The sequence below is a fragment of the Acinetobacter bereziniae genome (genome assembly GCF_016576965.1).
In the GTDB taxonomy this organism is placed as follows: domain Bacteria; phylum Pseudomonadota; class Gammaproteobacteria; order Pseudomonadales; family Moraxellaceae; genus Acinetobacter; species Acinetobacter bereziniae.
On the sequence record NZ_CP066119.1, the window covers coordinates 1,069,813 to 1,086,289 of the forward strand.

Genomic DNA, 16,477 nt, shown 5'->3' on the forward strand with positions numbered 1-16,477 from the left:
AATGTTATATTTTATAATCTTTATAACTATTCTAATAATTGCAATATTGATTTTTCGAAAGGCTGAAAGTAAAAAAGTCTTGATTTTTGATAATTCAAAGGATCTAACAGAATTTCTTCGTAAAAAATATAGCTCTCAGATCATACATAATAAGCCAATCCATGGATTTGTTCTTGAGAATGCATCATTTCAAAGAACTTTAAATGATTCTAATATGGGGAACCTAGGACGATCTGCTGTGGATGTTCAAGTCAACATTGTCACTCAAGATGGCTTCCAGAAGGTAAATGCACCGTGTGGAAACATAAATGCTGAATTTAATGAGGGGGATTTTATAATAGTACTTCCGATCCACAATCGACGTCATGATTTTTGGTATTATGCAACTATTGCAAAGCTACAACCTATTTATGATGGCAAAAAGAAAAGCTGGATAATTATAGAAAACTATAATCATTAAAACCCTTGAGAAACAATTTCAATGAATTTAGATAGAGAACTACAGAGACAAATTTTACAAATCGCTTCAACTGTTTATCCACGTCCCGTTGGTGATGAGCTAGATGAACTATATGAGCCTTTGGATGATCTGAAATTGGCCGCGAACTTAAAGTATTTAGAACAGCATAGGCTTATAAGCCCAAATTCACTATCTATTTCTATGGATGGTATGTTTAGTTTTGGTCCAGTATTAATTACACATACAGGTATGGACTTTTTAGCAGATGATGGTGGACTATCTTCAATCTTAGGTACAGTGATTATTAAGTTTGAAACTGAGCAATTAAAAGCAATTCTAACTGCAAAAATCATGAGTTCTGATCTTAGTCTTGAGCGCAAAACTACAATGATAGAAGCAATAAAAGAACTACCGGCAGAGGGGTTAAAGCACTTAACAACAAAAATTGTAGATGTAGGTTGGGAAAACTTAGATTCACTTATGGCTTTAATACAAAGGAGTATTTCATGATAAAAAAAATTATAACTTTAATCTTGGCAGCTATTACATGTTCATTAGTTTTAGCCACTCCAATCACCTTACAACATTCCAAAACAGGATATGTGAACTCGGGAATATGCTCTGCTGTGGTGGACGTAACAATTCATGATTTTCTTGGTACCAATGACAAGCTATATTTAGAGCACGTTACAAAGGATAAAGCTGGGAAAATAAAAGGGAATTCTGACGATATTATTACTTATGATGATGTTCAGAATCTTTCTGGCAAAGCATTCGGTAAAGTATTTATAGAATCTGAAAACATGTGCGAGGCAGATCGTACTTGGATAATTCAAGTTAAGCGTGCTGTATTGGTCATAGATGGTAAAAGAGAAGATTTATTAAAAAGTAAGAAAGTTCAGATTGATGATTTTCAGCCTATGAAAATTGTTGCTAGGTAATCTTAAATTGGTCAAAAAACATCAAAATCTACTGTTACACGATAAAAAAATGGACAGTTTAATGGTGTTACATGATAATTTTTTAAGGTGTTACACGATAAAAAAAAGGTGTGTTACATGAAAAATCTATGCTCTGTTATACTATAAAAATGCTTGAGAATACTTACTTATTGCTGACATTTTAAAAGCCCTAAATAGGGCGTTTAAATAATATTTAAAGTAATTCTAACTGACCAATTTCATATTTATATGTTTGCCATTCACCTTCACGCGGTATACGTTCAACGCCTGTTTCTGCTTTCCACAGTTCGATGAATGCTTCACCATGTTCAAAATTAGGAGTACCACCGCGTGCCCATTCTGACACAGTACTGGCGCCAGAAACTGGCAAGACAAATGCAATTTTCTCATGGGTCCACTTCAATCGACATAAATCTAAGATCATGCGGTTAAAGTCAGGGCGTCTGTAACCTCTTTGTTTGACAAGGAACTCTTTGACCTTCTTTTTTTGTTTGATGTTAATAAACCGTTCTTGTATTGAATTGGCGTATTTAATAGTATCTACATTAACTGAACTCATTCTTATATATTCCTTTGAATTTGATGAATTGCATCATGATCTAAGTTAGTAAATTGACAGTATTTCAATTGAGAGTGCATATAGGCAGTACCCGCTTCACCGTGACGGTTCTTTCCGATAATTGCCTCAGCAATACCCTGAAATTGCGTGTCCTTGTTGTAAACCTCATCTCGATATAAAAAAATAATTTGATCAGCATCTTGTTCAATTGCGCCCGATTCACGTAGATCTGACATCATTGGACGCTTATTTGGTCGTTTCTCAAGTTCGCGATTAAGCTGTGACAACAAGACAATGACACAATTAAACTCTTTAGCCATGGCTTTTAGTTCACCTGTGAAATAAGCAATCTTAAGGTCTTCACGAGCGAACGATTTAGTGGTTTTCATTATTTGCAGATAATCAATAAATACAGCACCTATCAATCCGTACTGGTGCTTCACTTTACGAATAGATTCGCGAATATTTGCAATTGATGGGCGAGAGGTGTCATTTATCTTCATTGGTACGTTCTTAAGCATCACCACAGCATCGGTATAAGCGGTAAATTCATCTTTTTGTAGTAGATGAGGTGAGTTGCGTACCAGACTGATGTCTGCGGGTGCTACAGCGCAGCAGAGACGCATAGCAATTTGCTCCTTCGGCATTTCACCAGACATAATTAAAACAGGTTTTTTTTGAACCACCGCAACATAATTAGCTATAACTTGTAGCATGGTGGTTTTACCCATGGCTGGACGTGCTGCCAAAATCATTAAGCAACCAGGTTCGATATCTCCTAGTTTTTTATCAAGATCATATATACCTGTTTGGATACCCTTAATCATTGTTTCGCCAGAAATCATTGCTTCCATCTTGCGGCTGATTTCAAGAAATGTATTTGCTGCAGCATCATGGATATGAAATAGAAATTCACTTCCTGACTCAGTATTCAGGTCCGCAAAAGCGGCTTGAGCATTATGTACCAGCTCACCACGACTGATAGTTAAATGTCGGGCTTGATGGATTACTTTCAGTGCTTCAGCTTCAACCTGACGACATGCAGTAAAATCCTTCAATTTTTCTACGTACGATTGCAGATTGTAGAAACTGGAAGGAGCATCACTCATCAATTGCATGAGATATTTCTCTCCGCCTGATGCTTCGCTGTAATTGTGCATTTCTAGCCATTGACTGACGAGTACGGCATCGTATGGAGAGTTTTTGCTATCAAGGTCTACAATCGCATTAAAAATAAGCCTATGGCGTGTTGCATGAAAATCTTGCTCAGTCAGTAGACTTTCAACTTGAGCATAAGATTCAGCAACTGTCATCAATGCTGCAAGGACAGCTTGTTCAATCTGTAAATTGTGAATTGGTGCAGTATTGGTATTCATAGCATTTTCCCAAGTAAACTTTTAGGTTTCGTAGGAAGTTTGATTAGTCTTTGAGCTTGCTCAAGTTGTGATTGTTCAGCGACCTTTTTTATATAATTTGGATTAGCTTTCTGATAGCGTTCAAACTTGTCAATAATCCATCTTGCAAATGAATACATTTTTTTGCTTTTGGCATCACTTGACCAAAATAGTGTGCATTGAATGCCCCGAGCTGAAAATCGAAATCAGGTAGTCCAAAAATTAATTCCAAATTTTGTTGTTGACCAGCTGAATTTAAAACTGCGATCAGTTGATTATGATCTGGAATCCATTCGTGTTCACTGGAGAGATTCATTGATAGATTCAATGGTTGGTTCTGCACCCCAATATTGGGATCATTCAAAATACCGTTTTTGGGGTCGTTCAAAGTACCGTTTTTGGGGTTGTTCCCAAAATTGGAATCATTCCGTTTTTGGGGTTGTTTAATATCACCAATATTGGGGTTGTTATCATTTTCTCTAAGAGCATTCATTTTATTTAAAGTGTTATTCCTGTCGCATGAATCTCCACGGTCCTTTACGCCGTTCAGTTTAAGAATGCGCACTCGTTTTGTTGGTCCAGTACGTTCAAGAGTATCTACAACTAAACCTAGCTTTATAAGCTCTAAGATGACCTTTTGAACAGTTTTTTCATTCAAGGCTGTATCTAAGGCAAGACGTTCAATGCTTGGCCATGCGGTATGATGTTCACCAGCTCGATCTGCTAGTGAAAGCAGAACGAGACGTTGTGATGAGTTATTGACTGGAGCTGTCCAAGCCCAGCGGGTTGCATCAATGCTCAATAGATACTCCTTGCCGTTCCTTATTTTTGATTACGGCATTAAGGATGCGCTCAGGTGTCATTCGCACTGATTCAGCATATGTACCTGATAAGGGCTTTGGTGGCGAATTTTGTGGTGCTGTAATAATTTCTTTTGAAGCATTTGAAGGCTTATCCATTTTTAGTAGCCTCCCACTCAAGTTCATATTTTTCGCGTTCAATATCGAATGTATTGCTATGGCACTCTGCCCAATACGCAGCAATATGAATTAAACGTTCAAGAGTTGCAAAGACGGTACTATGAGTATTTTGCTTAATGGTCTCTTTGACTACTTCGACTTCATCTTTAACTTGATAGAACATGGTTTCAAGCCATGATGTATTTTCATAAGCTAATGAATACGCATCGTACAGACCACCTGCGTCGTAGTGATCATCGGGTTCTTGTTGATGTCTCTTAAGCTCAAGGTCATAGGTATCTGCTTGGCTGTTAGCAAGCTGCCAGGAAATTATGATTAGATTTTCGAGTTCAGCAAAGGCAGAGGAGTCGGCTCTATCATGTTCTTGTGCGAATGTTTTAACGAAAGCCGTTTCTTTGTTGATTTGGTTAACCAAAGTTCGAAGCTGTGTGGCAGTTTCAGATACAAGTGAGTAAGCACTGATAATATCTGAGGCGCTGTAAAAAGAAACTAATGGTTCTGATAATTGAATTTGTACTTTTGCGTTCATGATGAATGCACTCCTTGTGTTTGTTTAGGAGCTTTACCAGTCACGACCAAATGAGGGTGGCAAAGCTGAAAAGGGTTGGTCGACAGGTACACAAGAGACCCGCACATCCGAAGATGTCCCTCTCCAGCTTCACCATAGAAATGCAGAAGCATAGAGATTTTACGCATAAAAAAGCCCGAAGCGGACTGTATGCGCTTGTGTAATTATAGCCGACCAAAGCTAATCTAGTGATTTTGCACCAGACACCTGTAATATAGATCAATAAAATTAATTTGAAAAGAGCACACCTAAAAATAGTTGGATATTTCATGAAATAACCCCTTCACTTACTAGCTTTTCAATAATCCAAGTTTCGCCTTTTGTGGTGAACATTGGTTGTGAAAAACCAAGTTCTGTCTGCTTCACCTCTCCAAAACCCTTATCAATAAACCATTGTTGAAATAATCGTGCTCTTTTTACTCCGCGATGATAAACATTCAAAGATTCCAAGATTCGGTTCATCTTTACTGCTGACAACTGAATTTTTTGAGCTACTTGAGAAGCATTTAATAGAGTTGATCTTTCAACTACGGTGTCATAGTAAGTAACTTTTGGGGCTGCAAGTTCAAGTAGTTTTGCTTGGTCTGCAGCTAACTGTAATGCTTCAGCAAATGATTGAGGTAAGAGGGGTGTTTGTTTTTGCTTTAATGCAGCTAAAACATTTTTACGAACGGCTTTTGATTCACGCATACCGATCAGCATGCATTGATCAAGAGTGAGTTGAAATACAATTGACTCCGTGTTGTTGAAATTTTGAACTACATTTTTTGTGTAGTTCTCTCCATCAAGTTCATCTTCAATTTTTGCATTGAAACTGTTCAGGCGAAGTAGAGGCTCTCCTACGCCATGACGAACATGATTAATTAGTTCTAGTAATTCTTTACTAGACATGAGGTTGCATTCTGAATTAGATCGACATGGTATAAACATCACTATGCCTCCATTTCAGCAGCAGCTTCTTTCTTACTGTTGTGCCATTCAATAATTTCTTGATAGTCAAAGAAGACAGGAGCTTGCTTTGATGAGCCCATTTTCATTGGTCGTGGAAATGAAGGATCTTTACGGATCGTATGGCGAAGCGATTCACGTGTTACATCGAGTATCTGACATGCAGTACTGAATTGAATGCGTATTGGAATAACTTTCATATTACAACCATTCTTTTGCAAATTTATGGTTGTAAATTAAGTGATTGTTTTTAGATTATAAAACCTAGTGCGACGTTGTTGTACATTCTCAATCGATAGGTGTACATTCTACGTCGCACTATGTAATTATTTATTTTTTGCAGCTAAAGAAACTAATTCATAAATTTTTCGATGTGGTCTATCTATAAGTTTATTTTCGAAGATATAATCTGCGCATTGAGTATATGAAGCCCAATTGCTTTCTTGCCATATCTTTTGAATTGTTAATAAATCTTCATCTAATTTTTTACGTAAAGATTCATTTTTCTTTTCTGCTAACTTAGCCATTTTTTCTCTAAGTTGAGCTTTTGAACCTAGGTTACCAGCATGAGTTGCTTTGCAAAGACCAATAAAATAATTAGCCTTACATAGATAATAAAAAATTTTATTATCTGTGATTAATGAGTGATCTACTATTATGGCTTCTCCGTCATTAAATTCTTTTTTTATATTCTTTAAGACTTCTGCTGCATCACAGACATACATACAAACAATATTTAAAAGTTGATATAGAGCTGAGTTTAAGCTCTCTTTCTTTAACTCTTCGTCAGTTTCATTATTAAGTATTGAGTCAAAAAAATCCTCCTCAGCCTGTATTCCTGTTGGGCGATTTGGGTCGCTGTGTCTACCAGTAAAGTGTTTAGTGAATAAATTACTCATTTCTTTTATATATTGTTCTTCTGGTATTACTTTTTCTGTTTTTTCATAAGGAAATAACTCCTTTAAGAAGAAGTCACGAGCATCACCTACTAGAGATTGTACTTCCATAATAGGTGACCAATAATCAAGCTCTTCTTCTAACGAATTGAGTTGGATTTGCTTCATTTTGCCTCCCAGGGCTTCCCAAAAAAGGAGCTAAGCCAATCGGATTGGGTATCTGACTTTCGGAGATCAGCCTAGGCTTAGCAAACTTTTAGCAAAGTTATTTAGTTAACTTTGCATATTTAAACTGAATGATTTCATCACCTAAAATTTTCGCTGTATAATCATAGGGACTAATTGTAGTCACTTTATTGGCATCTAAGAAATCACTCCACCAATTTAACATTGCCTTACGTTCTTCTAAAAACTCTGCTTGATGAGTATATGCAAGTCTGACTTCATTTCGTTCTTGATGACTCATTTGCTTTTCTACAGCATCTTTTTGAAAAAGTTTACTTTGGATGAGTGCGGCACATGCCATACCTCTGAAACCATGACCACATATCTCTGTATTTGTGTTGTACCCTAGGCGTCGTAGGGTTTTATTGATAGTACTTTCACTTAAGAAGCCATGAGGGTCCCCATTTTTGGGGAAAACATTTTCACCATGACCACTATACTGTTGGATTTCTCTAAGAATATTTAATGCTTGTTTAGATAGAGGAATCATATGTGGCGTTTTCATTTTTGCACCACGATATGAATATTTATAGCCTTCCACGGGGCTTCTCATATGAGGAATTGTCCAAATAGATTTTTCAAAATCAAACTCATTCCAGCGTGCAAATCGTATTTCACTCGAACGCGCGAATGTATGCAGAGAGAATTCCACACATAATCTAGTTAACGGATAACCTGTATCTAAAGCAAGTCTAGACTGAAGTTCTGACAGTTTTTCCAATGGCAGTTGCGGATGATGCTTGATCTTTTTAGTTAGAATAAAGATATCCTGTAGACCATAAGCAGGATTGCTGTCAATAAATCCTTTGGACATGGCAAAAGCAAAAATACTAGTAAGACGCTGGCGAGTTTTTTTTACAACCTCTGTAAATCCTAGTGCTTCAATAGCCTGTATTACTTGAATAAGTTCTCTAGGTTTAATTGAATCAATTTGTTTTTTCCCCAATTTAGGAAAAACATAATCTTCTAGATTTTTTAAGGCCCTTTCTGCTGTTTCCTCCACCCAGCGACCGGTATTGTCATATGCCTTATGCCAGTCTCGAGCTACTGATTCGAATTGATAAGAACCATCAAGTTTAGCTTTTTGAATCTCAGAGTAATCTATAGGATCAATCCCATTGGCAATTAATTTTTCAAATTCACGGCGTTTGTCTCTTGCCGCTTTTAAACTCAGTGCAGGGAAGTTTCCTAAAGTCATTAAACCATCTCTTCCATTGATTCTTTTATATTTATATCTCCAAACTTTAGATCCACTTTTTCGAATGAATAAGATTAATCCATGACCATCGTATAAAGAGTAATCTTTATCCTGTGGTCGCGATCCAGTACATTTAGAGTCGGAAAGAGGAATCGTTTTTCTAGCCATAAGGATATAAATTAAATAGAACTACATATATCCTCAATGATATCCTTATTTTTTGCAACTATATCCTTGTATATTTATTCGTATTTTGTTATCTAATTTATTTATATTGTTGAATATTAATAATTTAAAACAAAATTGTTTCATGTTTTGCTATTAGGGTTGTGCGCCCTGCGGGACTCGAACCCACGTCGGTCGCTTAGGAGGCAACTGCTCTATCCAGTTAAGCTAAGGGCGCGATAAGTCAATAATTTACCGTATATGCCTATGAAAAAAAAGCTATTATCGAGATAATAGCTTTATGTTCGTTCTATTTTTCTTCTGGTTTTATTTCATTCGGATTCAAAATATCAAATAAAATTAGCATTAACGTGATCCATACAGGAATCATCAATACCGATTCTTTAAAACCTTGATCCCACATGATATATAAAACCACACCAATAAAGATAATCACCACAAAGTTACTCATTGGAGCCCATAGAGCAGGGTATTTACTGGTTTGATTGGTTAAGCGTAATGCACGTTTAAATTTTAAGTGGGTCAAAGTGATCATTAGCCAGTTGAGTACTAAGGCACCTACAACCACATACATCAAATGACTTAATGCGTCTTCTGGCAAATAGTAATTTAACGGCACACAACCTAAAATCAAGAACGCAGAAAGTAGGACTGCTGGAATAGGTACGCCGTGTTTATTGGTTTTGGTAAAGATTTTAGGTGCATTTCCTTGCTTGGCTAAACCATAAAGCATACGGCTATTGGCATACATACCACTGTTATATACAGAAAGTGCTGCGGTCAAGATAATGAAATTCACCAAGTGGGCTGCCCATGCGATCCCAATCATACTGAAAACCATGACGAATGGACTTTTGTCTAGACCACCAAAATTTAATTGATTCCAAGGCACCAATGATAAAAGAATAATCATTGAACCCACATAAAAAATCAAAATACGAGGCACAACTTGATTGATTGCTTTCGGAATGGTTTTTTCAGGATCTTTTGCTTCAGCCGCAGCCATACCAACTAATTCGATTCCGCCAAATCCAAACATAAGGAAAGCCAGCATAAAGAATAACCCTTCAAATCCGTTGGGGAAGAAACCACCATGCGACCATAGATTTGAAAAAGCGATACCGGATGTAACATCTGCGGTAAGTATCAGATAAATACCAAAAACAATCATGGCAATAATTGCAGTGACTTTAACAATAGATAACCAAAACTCTGATTCACCGTAGAATTTAACATTTCCTAAGTTGATGAGTGTAATCAGGACAAAGAAAAACAGTACCGAAATCCAATTGGGGATTTCAGGCCACCAATAGTTGATATATTTACCTACAGCCGTGAGTTCTGTCATTGCGACCAGAACATAAAGCATCCAGTAATTCCAGCCCGTCAAAAATCCTGGAAATTTCCCCCAGTATTTATTGGCAAAATGACTAAAAGAACCCGCAACAGGTTCATGAACAATCATTTCCCCCAGTTGACGCATAATTAAAAAAACGATCAAACCGCCAATTGCATAACCCAAAATAATGGATGGCCCAGCTTTTTCGATGACATGTGCTGAACCCAAAAACAGTCCTGTTCCAATAGCGCCACCCATGGCAATCAATTGAATATGACGATTTTTAAGTCCACGTTGTAACTGTGTAGACTCGTTGCTCAATGTATATAGCTCTATTTATACGAATTTAAATATTGTAATAGATTGGTTACTTTTAGCCTAGTATCGGATTGATTTATAAAGGAGAACTGCAAAGTCAAAAAACAGTATCTCTAGGTTTTTGTTTAATTTTCAATGTAATAAGTTTTATTTTAGCTTTTTAAATTTATATTTAAACTGGTGGATATTTATTCAATTTTCATTTTTTTATTTCATACTTAAGTCAATCAATCCGTGTTTTTTCAAAAAAAAAGGGTAATATAAAACTGAATAATGATTCATTATTTTAGACAACAAAGATAATTGAAAGGAATGCGATAAAATGAGTTTTGCACCGCAAATCAAAATCCCTGCAACCTATATGCGTGGGGGGACCAGTAAAGGTGTGTTCTTTAGGTTGGAGGACTTGCCGGAACGCGCGCAAACAGCTGGACAAGCACGTGATCAATTGTTACTTCGAGTGATCGGTAGTCCAGATCTTTATGGAAAGCAAATTGATGGCATGGGTGGTGCAACATCAAGTACCAGTAAAACGGTGATTTTGTCAAAGAGTTCACAACCTGAGCATGATGTAGATTATCTTTTTGGACAAGTTTCAATTGATAAAGCATTTGTGGATTGGAGCGGTAACTGCGGAAATCTCACTGCTGCGGTAGGTTCCTTTGCAATAAGTAATGGTTTGGTCGCAGCAGATCGAATTCCTGAAAATGGTATTTGTACTGTTCGTATATGGCAGGCGAATATTCACAAAACGATTATTGCACATGTTCCTGTAAGTCATGGTCAAGTTCAAGAAACCGGAGACTTTGAGCTAGATGGTGTAACCTTTCCTGCGGCAGAGGTACAAATTGAATTTTTAGATCCTGCGGACGATGGCGAAGATGGCGGAGCAATGTTTCCAACAGGCAATGTGGTTGATACTTTAGATGTGCCAGAAATTGGTACATTCCAAGCCACTTTAATCAATGCAGGAATTCCAACAATTTTCTTAAATGCAGAAGAGATTGGTTATACAGGCACAGAACTACAAGATGATATTAATGCTGATAGTGCCGCTTTAGCGCGTTTTGAAAAAATTCGTGCTTATGGTGCATTGAAAATGGGCTTGATTCAGGACATTAGTGAAGCTGCAAATCGTCAACATACTCCGAAAGTGGCATTTGTGTCTAAGCCTAAAAGTTATACTTCTTCAAGTGGTAAACAAGTGACACAATCAGATACAGATTTACTGGTTCGTGCACTGTCAATGGGTAAACTTCATCACGCAATGATGGGAACAGCAGCGGTGGCAATTGGCACGGCGGCAGCTATTCCACAAACCTTGGTGAATTTGGCTGCTGGAGGTGGTGAGCGCGAGGCAGTACGCTTTGGTCATCCGTCAGGAACGCTTCGAGTGGGCGCACAAGCTTTAAATGAAAATGGTCAATGGGTTGTAAAAAAAGCCATCATGAGTCGTAGTGCACGAGTGCTTATGGAAGGTTGGGTACGTATTCCTGCGGATAGTTTCTAATCTCTTTTAAGATTTAAAGCTTTATCGATTGGTCTAATTCATTTCGACAAAAAACCTTGCTTATGCAAGGTTTTGTTATTTTGTGACGTTTGTCGTCAATTGCATTATTTTTGAGTGGTGTATTGCATAATATTAATTATATTATATAGAAACTTATTTTATTGAATGCTTTTTCTACGTATTCAATCTTGTATTTAGAGGTGAATTCAACGCTGATTTCACTTTATTCAAAAATAAATCAGCTTTGAGGTGGTGTATGGAACAAGAGCTTATAAAACTACAAGCTAGCCTTGAAAGTTTGAAAGTTTTTGAATATTTACAAGATATAGATAAATTGCATTTGGTTTCGTTTATCTCGCAGATTCCTTTACCGATCGCTTTGCTTGATCAAGAAGCACGCTTTTTAGGTGTGAATCAAAAGTTTGCGGACATTTATGAAAGTGATGCACTGTATTTGTTTGATAAGTTGCTAAATACATTTTCCACAGTGGTTTTTGCCCATTTTAATGAAGCAATGCGCCATTTTGCAAAAAATCAAAATGATTTTGAGCAGGAATTTTATGTTAAAGGAAAATTCTATCTCTCTTATTTTAAAGCAATTCGTAATCAAGATAATGAAATTGAAAGGGTTGTGGTGGTTTGCTCTGATATTACGCGGTTAAAACGACGTGAAAATGTTTTATTAAATAATAATCGAAAGTTACATAATCACCTTTATTTGGATTTAGTGACAGGCTTACAAAATGCTTTTGCTTTTGATCATTACCTAAGTGAAAAATGGAAAAAGAATCAGCAAACAACAATTTCGTTCATTAAAATTGATTTAGATGACTTTAAGCGTTTTAACCAACTCAACAGTTATACTGCTGGAGATGATATTTTAATTCGGTTAGGCGCTGTACTTAGCGAAGCCATCAGTCAAACTGAAGCACAGATTTTTCGTTTAAATTCAGCAAGTTTTGTGGTTGCGATAGCGCAGTTGACTGAGTGGGCAGTCATGACACTTGCTGAAAGATTTAGATTTGCCATTACTGAAGAAAAAATCTTTTTTGGAAAAAACGATGAATATCTAACGGCATCTATTGGGATTGTGCATTTAGATCCAGAACATCAAAATGTAGAACTTGATGTTAAAAAAGAACTCGATTTCGCTGTTCGTTACGCAAAGAAAAAAGGCAAAAACTCCTTATTTTTATTTAAAAATTTAGGTTTGGATTAAATAAAGCTTTAGTTCTGTATTTCGCTATATGTATGCCAATAAATGGGTGAGAATTATAATCACTCATAGTAGAATGTCTCTGACTCATCCAATATATCCATTTTTTTAAAACTTGATTTCTAGTTTTAAAAAATTGTGCAAAACGAGGCAGATGTGACTTCAACTCCCCATGTAAATGCAGAAATTTTACAACAGGCACAAGTGCAAATTCAGCAAGATTTACAAACAGCTTTAGATGCTTTTTCTTTGCCTGAACCATTAAAATCAGCTGTGCATCATACTGTGATGTTAGGGGGAAAACGGGTTAGACCTGCTTTAAGTTATGCAACATCTCAATTAAAAGCTGATAATCCAAATTTTGCAGCGGTGCGACGAGCAGCAGTGGCAATTGAATTTATACATTGCTATTCATTGGCACATGATGACTTACCTTGCATGGACAATGATTTATTACGTCGTGGACAACCGACATGTCACGTCGCTTTCGGTGAGGACACTGCATTATTGGCAGGTGATATATTGCAATCCATGGCATTTGAGGTTTTAGGGAGTCGGCTTTTCGATCAAGGACAAACAGTAGATCAAGCCATTATTCTCAAGCAAATGCAGATTTTGGCAACAGCCAGTTCAAAAATGGTGTGTGGGCAGGTTTTAGATTTACAGGCTGAAGGCAAACATGTTGATCAGGAACATCTAGAAAATATTCATCGTAATAAGACAGGTGCACTCATTCAGGCAGCAATTATGATGGCTGCTGTGACCATTTTTTCAGGAACGGATCAGGCGATTCCGCAACTGCGTCAGTATGGTCAAGCGATCGGTTTAGCCTTTCAAGTACAAGACGATATCTTAGACGTTATTTCGGATACTGAATCTTTAGGAAAAACGGCAGGCAAAGATGAGCAAGTGGATAAATCAACTTATCCTGCGTTAATGGGTTTGGAAAATGCTCAAATTTATGCGCAACAATTACATGATCAAGCATTTAAAGCACTTGCTTATTTTGGAGAAGATGCCAAAGAGCTCAACCAAATTTCACAATTCTTGTTGGCTCGAAAAAGCTAACGGAAATATTTAAAGAGCAAGATACATCAATACTATAGTCGTGATAATTCAGCGCAGATAAAGCATTAAAATTCCCCCTTTATGAAAAGGGGGGGATAGGCTTAAACAGATTCTTTGTAAATTGCATCCGCTTTTTCAAAACGTTCAATCATATCTGTTGAAGGTGCTTTGCTGATCAAGCTAAATAAAATAATGGTGATAAAAGAACAAATAAAGCCTGGAATAATTTCATAAATACCAGTTGTTGCAAATACTGGAATATTTTTCCAAAGGATCACTACAAGCGCACCCACAATCATACCTGTAAGAGCGCCAGATAAAGTCATCCGTTTCCAGAAAACAGAAAGAATAATCAATGGACCAAATGCAGCACCAAAACCAGCCCAAGCATAAGCGACTAAACCTAAAACCTTCGCCTCAGGATTACTGGCAAGAACAATAGCAAGAACAGCAATCAGTAAAACCATTAAACGACCTACCCAGACCAGTTCTTTTTGAGATGCAGTCTTACGAATAAATGCTTTGTAAAAATCTTCTGTCAAAGTGCTTGAACACACCAATAACTGGCAACTCAGGGTACTCATGACAGCAGCAAGAATAGCCGCTAAAACGATACCTGCAATCCATGGGTTAAATAGAATTTTAGTTAATTCCATAAATACCGTTTCAGGATTGGCATTGACCGTTGCCGCTAATTCAGGATGCATTTGGAAGTAGGCAATCCCAAAGAAACCTGCAGCAACTGCACCGCCTAGACAAAGTGTCATCCAAGTCATACCAATACGACGTGCATTTGGGATTGATTTCACCGAATCTGCTGCCATAAAGCGAACCAGAATATGAGGTTGCCCAAAATAGCCTAAGCCCCATGCTAAAAGTGAGATGACAGCAATACCACTCAAATCTGCAAATAAACTATAGGCTTGAGGGCGTGCTGCGTCTAATGCTGCATTTACTGTAGTCATGTCACCTAAACTGAGTATGGTGACAATCGGGGTCAGTAATAATGCAAAAATCATCAATCCTGCTTGAATGGTATCTGTCCAACTGACAGCAAGAAATCCGCCAATAAATACGTAACTGATTGTCGCAATAGCACTGATCCAAAGTGCCGTACTGTAAGACATGTTGAACATGCTTTCGAATAAACGCGCACCTGCCACCATGCCAGAAGCACAATAGATGGCAAAGAAAATAAGAATCACAACAGCAGACACAACCCTTAAAATCTTTTTATGATCATTAAAGCGATTTGAAAAATAATCGGGAAGTGTAAGTGAGTTATTTTGAATTTCAGTGTGGACACGCAAACGACCTGCAACCAGTAACCAGTTCAGCCAAGCACCCATGATTAAACCAATGGCGATCCAGATTTCAGATAGACCTGATAAATAAATTGCACCAGGTAAACCCATCAGCAACCAACCGCTCATATCAGATGCACCTGCAGACAATGCAGTAACAAAACTGCCTAAACGACGTCCACCTAAAATATAATCATCAAAACTGGTTGTGGCGCGATAAGCGACTAAGCCAATGATGACCATTGCAACTATATAAAATAGAAAGGTAATTAACGTGGGGTTAAGGGAGCTCATACGATATCCATATACGTGGAAAGATTCAGATTCAAGGTGGAATCTAAAATAACGTGAAATTTAACCACAAATTACAAAAAAATGCTGATCATTTCTTAAACGTTAAAACAGAGTGCTAAATTTCAAAGGCAAAAAAAATAGGTAACCTTAAGATTACCTATTTTGACCTTGGGGATGAGGGAGTTAATTATTTCTGCCCATAACACCACGAATGGTATTCATAATGTCGGCTGGCAACACAACTGTTTTAGCATTATTAGATTTCGCCATATCTTGCATCGCTTTTACATATTGCTCACCAAGTAGATAGGCAACAGGAACTTCTTTGTCACCAACGGCAGAGGTGACCATTTCAATCGCACGTTGAGATGATTCAGCAAGAACAACTTGTGCTTCTGCATCACGACGAGATGCTTCTAAACGACCATCTGCTTCTAAAATAGCAGCTTGTTTTTCACCATCTGCTTTAGTCACTGTTGCTCGACGTTGACGTTCAGCAGCAGCTTGAGCCTCCATGGCAGCTTGCATGGTATGAGAGGGTTGAATATCCTGAATTTCTACAGTTTTGAGGGTAATTCCCCAATCTGAAATATCATCTGAAATCGCTGCTTTTAATTTTGCTTTGATGTGATCACGCGAAGACAAAGCATCATCTAAATCCATTTCACCAACGATTGATCGAAGTGAAGTTTGTACAAGATTTTGAATTGCCCATGTATAGTTTTCAATACCATAGACTGCTTTCTCAGGTGTCGTCAGGTTGATATATGCAACAGCATTCATCACCAAAACAGCATTATCACGAGTAATAACTTCTTGTGACGGGATATCTAAAACGATATCTTTGGTTGTGACTTTATAAGCAACTTCATCGACATAAGGGATGACGAAGTTTAAGCCAGGGCTTAAAGTAGAATGATATTTACCTAAACGTTGTACAATCCATTTGTAACCTTGAGGGACAATACGAACCCCCTTAAAAATGGTTACAGCAACGAATACAAATAAGACTAAAACAACAATAGAACCAAAACCCATTTAATTTTCCTCTT

At 37.3% G+C, this 16,477-nt stretch carries 17 protein-coding genes, 1 tRNA gene and 1 pseudogene; 6 read left to right on the forward strand and 13 right to left on the reverse strand.

Features of this window, described 5'->3' with window-relative positions:
• The first annotated feature begins 1 nt into the window (after window position 1).
• Genes I9192_RS04890 through I9192_RS04900 form a run of 3 tightly spaced genes read left to right on the forward strand, consistent with a single transcriptional unit; the run spans window position 2 to window position 1,401 of the window.
• The gene (locus I9192_RS04890) at window positions 2-460 is read left to right on the forward strand and encodes a hypothetical protein (RefSeq protein ID WP_200150158.1); all 459 of its coding nucleotides are present in this window, start codon (window positions 2-4) and stop codon (window positions 458-460) included.
• Between the two features lie 21 nt (window positions 461-481).
• Window positions 482-970 (forward strand): hypothetical protein, encoded by a 489-nt coding sequence (locus I9192_RS04895; protein WP_200150159.1) that lies wholly within the window; start codon window positions 482-484, stop codon window positions 968-970.
• A complete protein-coding gene (locus tag I9192_RS04900; protein ID WP_373887377.1) occupies window positions 970-1,401 on the forward strand; it encodes a hypothetical protein in 432 nt (143 codons plus the stop codon). Before I9192_RS04895 ends, I9192_RS04900 begins: the two co-directional genes overlap by 1 nt.
• A gap of 214 nt (window positions 1,402-1,615) precedes the next feature.
• Here the strand turns inward: I9192_RS04900 and I9192_RS04905 are convergent, their stop codons facing one another.
• The 11 genes and pseudogenes from I9192_RS04905 to I9192_RS04955 all read right to left on the reverse strand — a co-directional run bounded on the left by I9192_RS04905 (window position 1,616) and on the right by I9192_RS04955 (window position 10,036).
• Complete coding sequence (locus I9192_RS04905; RefSeq protein ID WP_200150161.1) at window positions 1,616-1,981, reverse strand: hypothetical protein; 366 nt, start codon at window positions 1,979-1,981, stop codon at window positions 1,616-1,618.
• A 2-nt stretch (window positions 1,982-1,983) separates the two neighbouring features.
• On the reverse strand, window positions 1,984-3,357 hold the full coding sequence (gene dnaB, locus I9192_RS04910) for a replicative DNA helicase (protein WP_200150162.1): 1,374 nt from the start codon (window positions 3,355-3,357) through the stop codon (window positions 1,984-1,986).
• Window positions 3,354-4,177, reverse strand: a pseudogene (locus I9192_RS04915) (helix-turn-helix domain-containing protein). Before I9192_RS04915 ends, dnaB begins: the two are co-directional and overlap by 4 nt.
• Window positions 4,167-4,334 (reverse strand): hypothetical protein, encoded by a 168-nt coding sequence (locus I9192_RS04920; protein ID WP_200150163.1) that lies wholly within the window; start codon window positions 4,332-4,334, stop codon window positions 4,167-4,169. The pseudogene I9192_RS04915 and the gene I9192_RS04920 overlap by 11 nt, the downstream one beginning before the upstream one ends.
• Complete coding sequence (locus I9192_RS04925) at window positions 4,327-4,884, reverse strand: hypothetical protein (RefSeq protein ID WP_200150164.1); 558 nt, start codon at window positions 4,882-4,884, stop codon at window positions 4,327-4,329. Before I9192_RS04925 ends, I9192_RS04920 begins: the two co-directional genes overlap by 8 nt.
• A 306-nt stretch (window positions 4,885-5,190) precedes the next feature.
• A complete protein-coding gene (locus I9192_RS04930) occupies window positions 5,191-5,853 on the reverse strand; it encodes a phage antirepressor KilAC domain-containing protein (RefSeq protein ID WP_200150412.1) in 663 nt (220 codons plus the stop codon).
• A gap of 2 nt (window positions 5,854-5,855) precedes the next feature.
• Window positions 5,856-6,071: a transcriptional regulator gene (locus tag I9192_RS04935; protein ID WP_200150165.1), complete on the reverse strand. Its 216-nt coding sequence runs from the start codon at window positions 6,069-6,071 to the stop codon at window positions 5,856-5,858.
• A gap of 126 nt (window positions 6,072-6,197) precedes the next feature.
• Complete coding sequence (locus I9192_RS04940; RefSeq protein ID WP_200150166.1) at window positions 6,198-6,935, reverse strand: hypothetical protein; 738 nt, start codon at window positions 6,933-6,935, stop codon at window positions 6,198-6,200.
• Between the two features lie 97 nt (window positions 6,936-7,032).
• On the reverse strand, window positions 7,033-8,358 hold the full coding sequence (locus I9192_RS04945) for a tyrosine-type recombinase/integrase (protein ID WP_200150167.1): 1,326 nt from the start codon (window positions 8,356-8,358) through the stop codon (window positions 7,033-7,035).
• 162 nt (window positions 8,359-8,520) lie between these two features.
• Window positions 8,521-8,593, reverse strand: a tRNA-Arg gene (locus I9192_RS04950).
• 72 nt (window positions 8,594-8,665) lie between these two features.
• Window positions 8,666-10,036 (reverse strand): amino acid permease, encoded by a 1,371-nt coding sequence (locus I9192_RS04955; protein WP_004828147.1) that lies wholly within the window; start codon window positions 10,034-10,036, stop codon window positions 8,666-8,668.
• Window positions 10,037-10,355: 319 nt separating this feature from the next.
• Between I9192_RS04955 and prpF the strand changes: the two genes are divergently transcribed.
• From prpF to I9192_RS04970, 3 genes are all read left to right on the forward strand, one after another.
• Window positions 10,356-11,543, forward strand: coding sequence for a 2-methylaconitate cis-trans isomerase PrpF (prpF, locus tag I9192_RS04960; protein WP_005030806.1), 1,188 nt, complete (start codon window positions 10,356-10,358; stop codon window positions 11,541-11,543).
• Window positions 11,544-11,799: 256 nt separating this feature from the next.
• A complete protein-coding gene (locus tag I9192_RS04965) occupies window positions 11,800-12,762 on the forward strand; it encodes a sensor domain-containing diguanylate cyclase (protein ID WP_005030805.1) in 963 nt (320 codons plus the stop codon).
• A gap of 153 nt (window positions 12,763-12,915) precedes the next feature.
• The gene (locus tag I9192_RS04970; protein ID WP_005030803.1) at window positions 12,916-13,827 is read left to right on the forward strand and encodes a polyprenyl synthetase family protein; all 912 of its coding nucleotides are present in this window, start codon (window positions 12,916-12,918) and stop codon (window positions 13,825-13,827) included.
• Window positions 13,828-13,928: 101 nt separating this feature from the next.
• On the opposite strand, the gene putP is transcribed toward I9192_RS04970, so the two are convergent.
• Window positions 13,929-15,425, reverse strand: a complete 1,497-nt coding sequence (gene putP / locus I9192_RS04975; RefSeq protein WP_005030801.1) for a sodium/proline symporter PutP — start codon at window positions 15,423-15,425, stop codon at window positions 13,929-13,931.
• A gap of 183 nt (window positions 15,426-15,608) precedes the next feature.
• Window positions 15,609-16,463, reverse strand: a complete 855-nt coding sequence (locus I9192_RS04980) for an SPFH domain-containing protein (protein ID WP_004828156.1) — start codon at window positions 16,461-16,463, stop codon at window positions 15,609-15,611.
• Window positions 16,464-16,477 lie beyond the last annotated feature (14 nt).

What these genes read in the sequence shown, in the direction of transcription:
- I9192_RS04925 (WP_200150164.1), bottom strand. Translation starts at nt 4,884, where the DNA reads ATGAACGCAAAAGTACAAATTCAATTATCAGAACCATTAGTTTCTTTT.
- dnaB (WP_200150162.1), bottom strand. Translation starts at nt 3,357, where the DNA reads ATGAATACCAATACTGCACCAATTCACAATTTACAGATTGAACAAGCT.
- prpF (WP_005030806.1), top strand. Translation starts at nt 10,356, where the DNA reads ATGAGTTTTGCACCGCAAATCAAAATCCCTGCAACCTATATGCGTGGG.
- I9192_RS04895 (WP_200150159.1), top strand. Translation starts at nt 482, where the DNA reads ATGAATTTAGATAGAGAACTACAGAGACAAATTTTACAAATCGCTTCA.
- putP (WP_005030801.1), bottom strand. Translation starts at nt 15,425, where the DNA reads ATGAGCTCCCTTAACCCCACGTTAATTACCTTTCTATTTTATATAGTT.
- I9192_RS04920 (WP_200150163.1), bottom strand. Translation starts at nt 4,334, where the DNA reads ATGGATAAGCCTTCAAATGCTTCAAAAGAAATTATTACAGCACCACAA.
- I9192_RS04935 (WP_200150165.1), bottom strand. Translation starts at nt 6,071, where the DNA reads ATGAAAGTTATTCCAATACGCATTCAATTCAGTACTGCATGTCAGATA.
- I9192_RS04965 (WP_005030805.1), top strand. Translation starts at nt 11,800, where the DNA reads ATGGAACAAGAGCTTATAAAACTACAAGCTAGCCTTGAAAGTTTGAAA.
- I9192_RS04940 (WP_200150166.1), bottom strand. Translation starts at nt 6,935, where the DNA reads ATGAAGCAAATCCAACTCAATTCGTTAGAAGAAGAGCTTGATTATTGG.
- I9192_RS04945 (WP_200150167.1), bottom strand. Translation starts at nt 8,358, where the DNA reads ATGGCTAGAAAAACGATTCCTCTTTCCGACTCTAAATGTACTGGATCG.
- I9192_RS04930 (WP_200150412.1), bottom strand. Translation starts at nt 5,853, where the DNA reads ATGTTTATACCATGTCGATCTAATTCAGAATGCAACCTCATGTCTAGT.
- I9192_RS04890 (WP_200150158.1), top strand. Translation starts at nt 2, where the DNA reads ATGTTATATTTTATAATCTTTATAACTATTCTAATAATTGCAATATTG.
- I9192_RS04980 (WP_004828156.1), bottom strand. Translation starts at nt 16,463, where the DNA reads ATGGGTTTTGGTTCTATTGTTGTTTTAGTCTTATTTGTATTCGTTGCT.
- I9192_RS04905 (WP_200150161.1), bottom strand. Translation starts at nt 1,981, where the DNA reads ATGAGTTCAGTTAATGTAGATACTATTAAATACGCCAATTCAATACAA.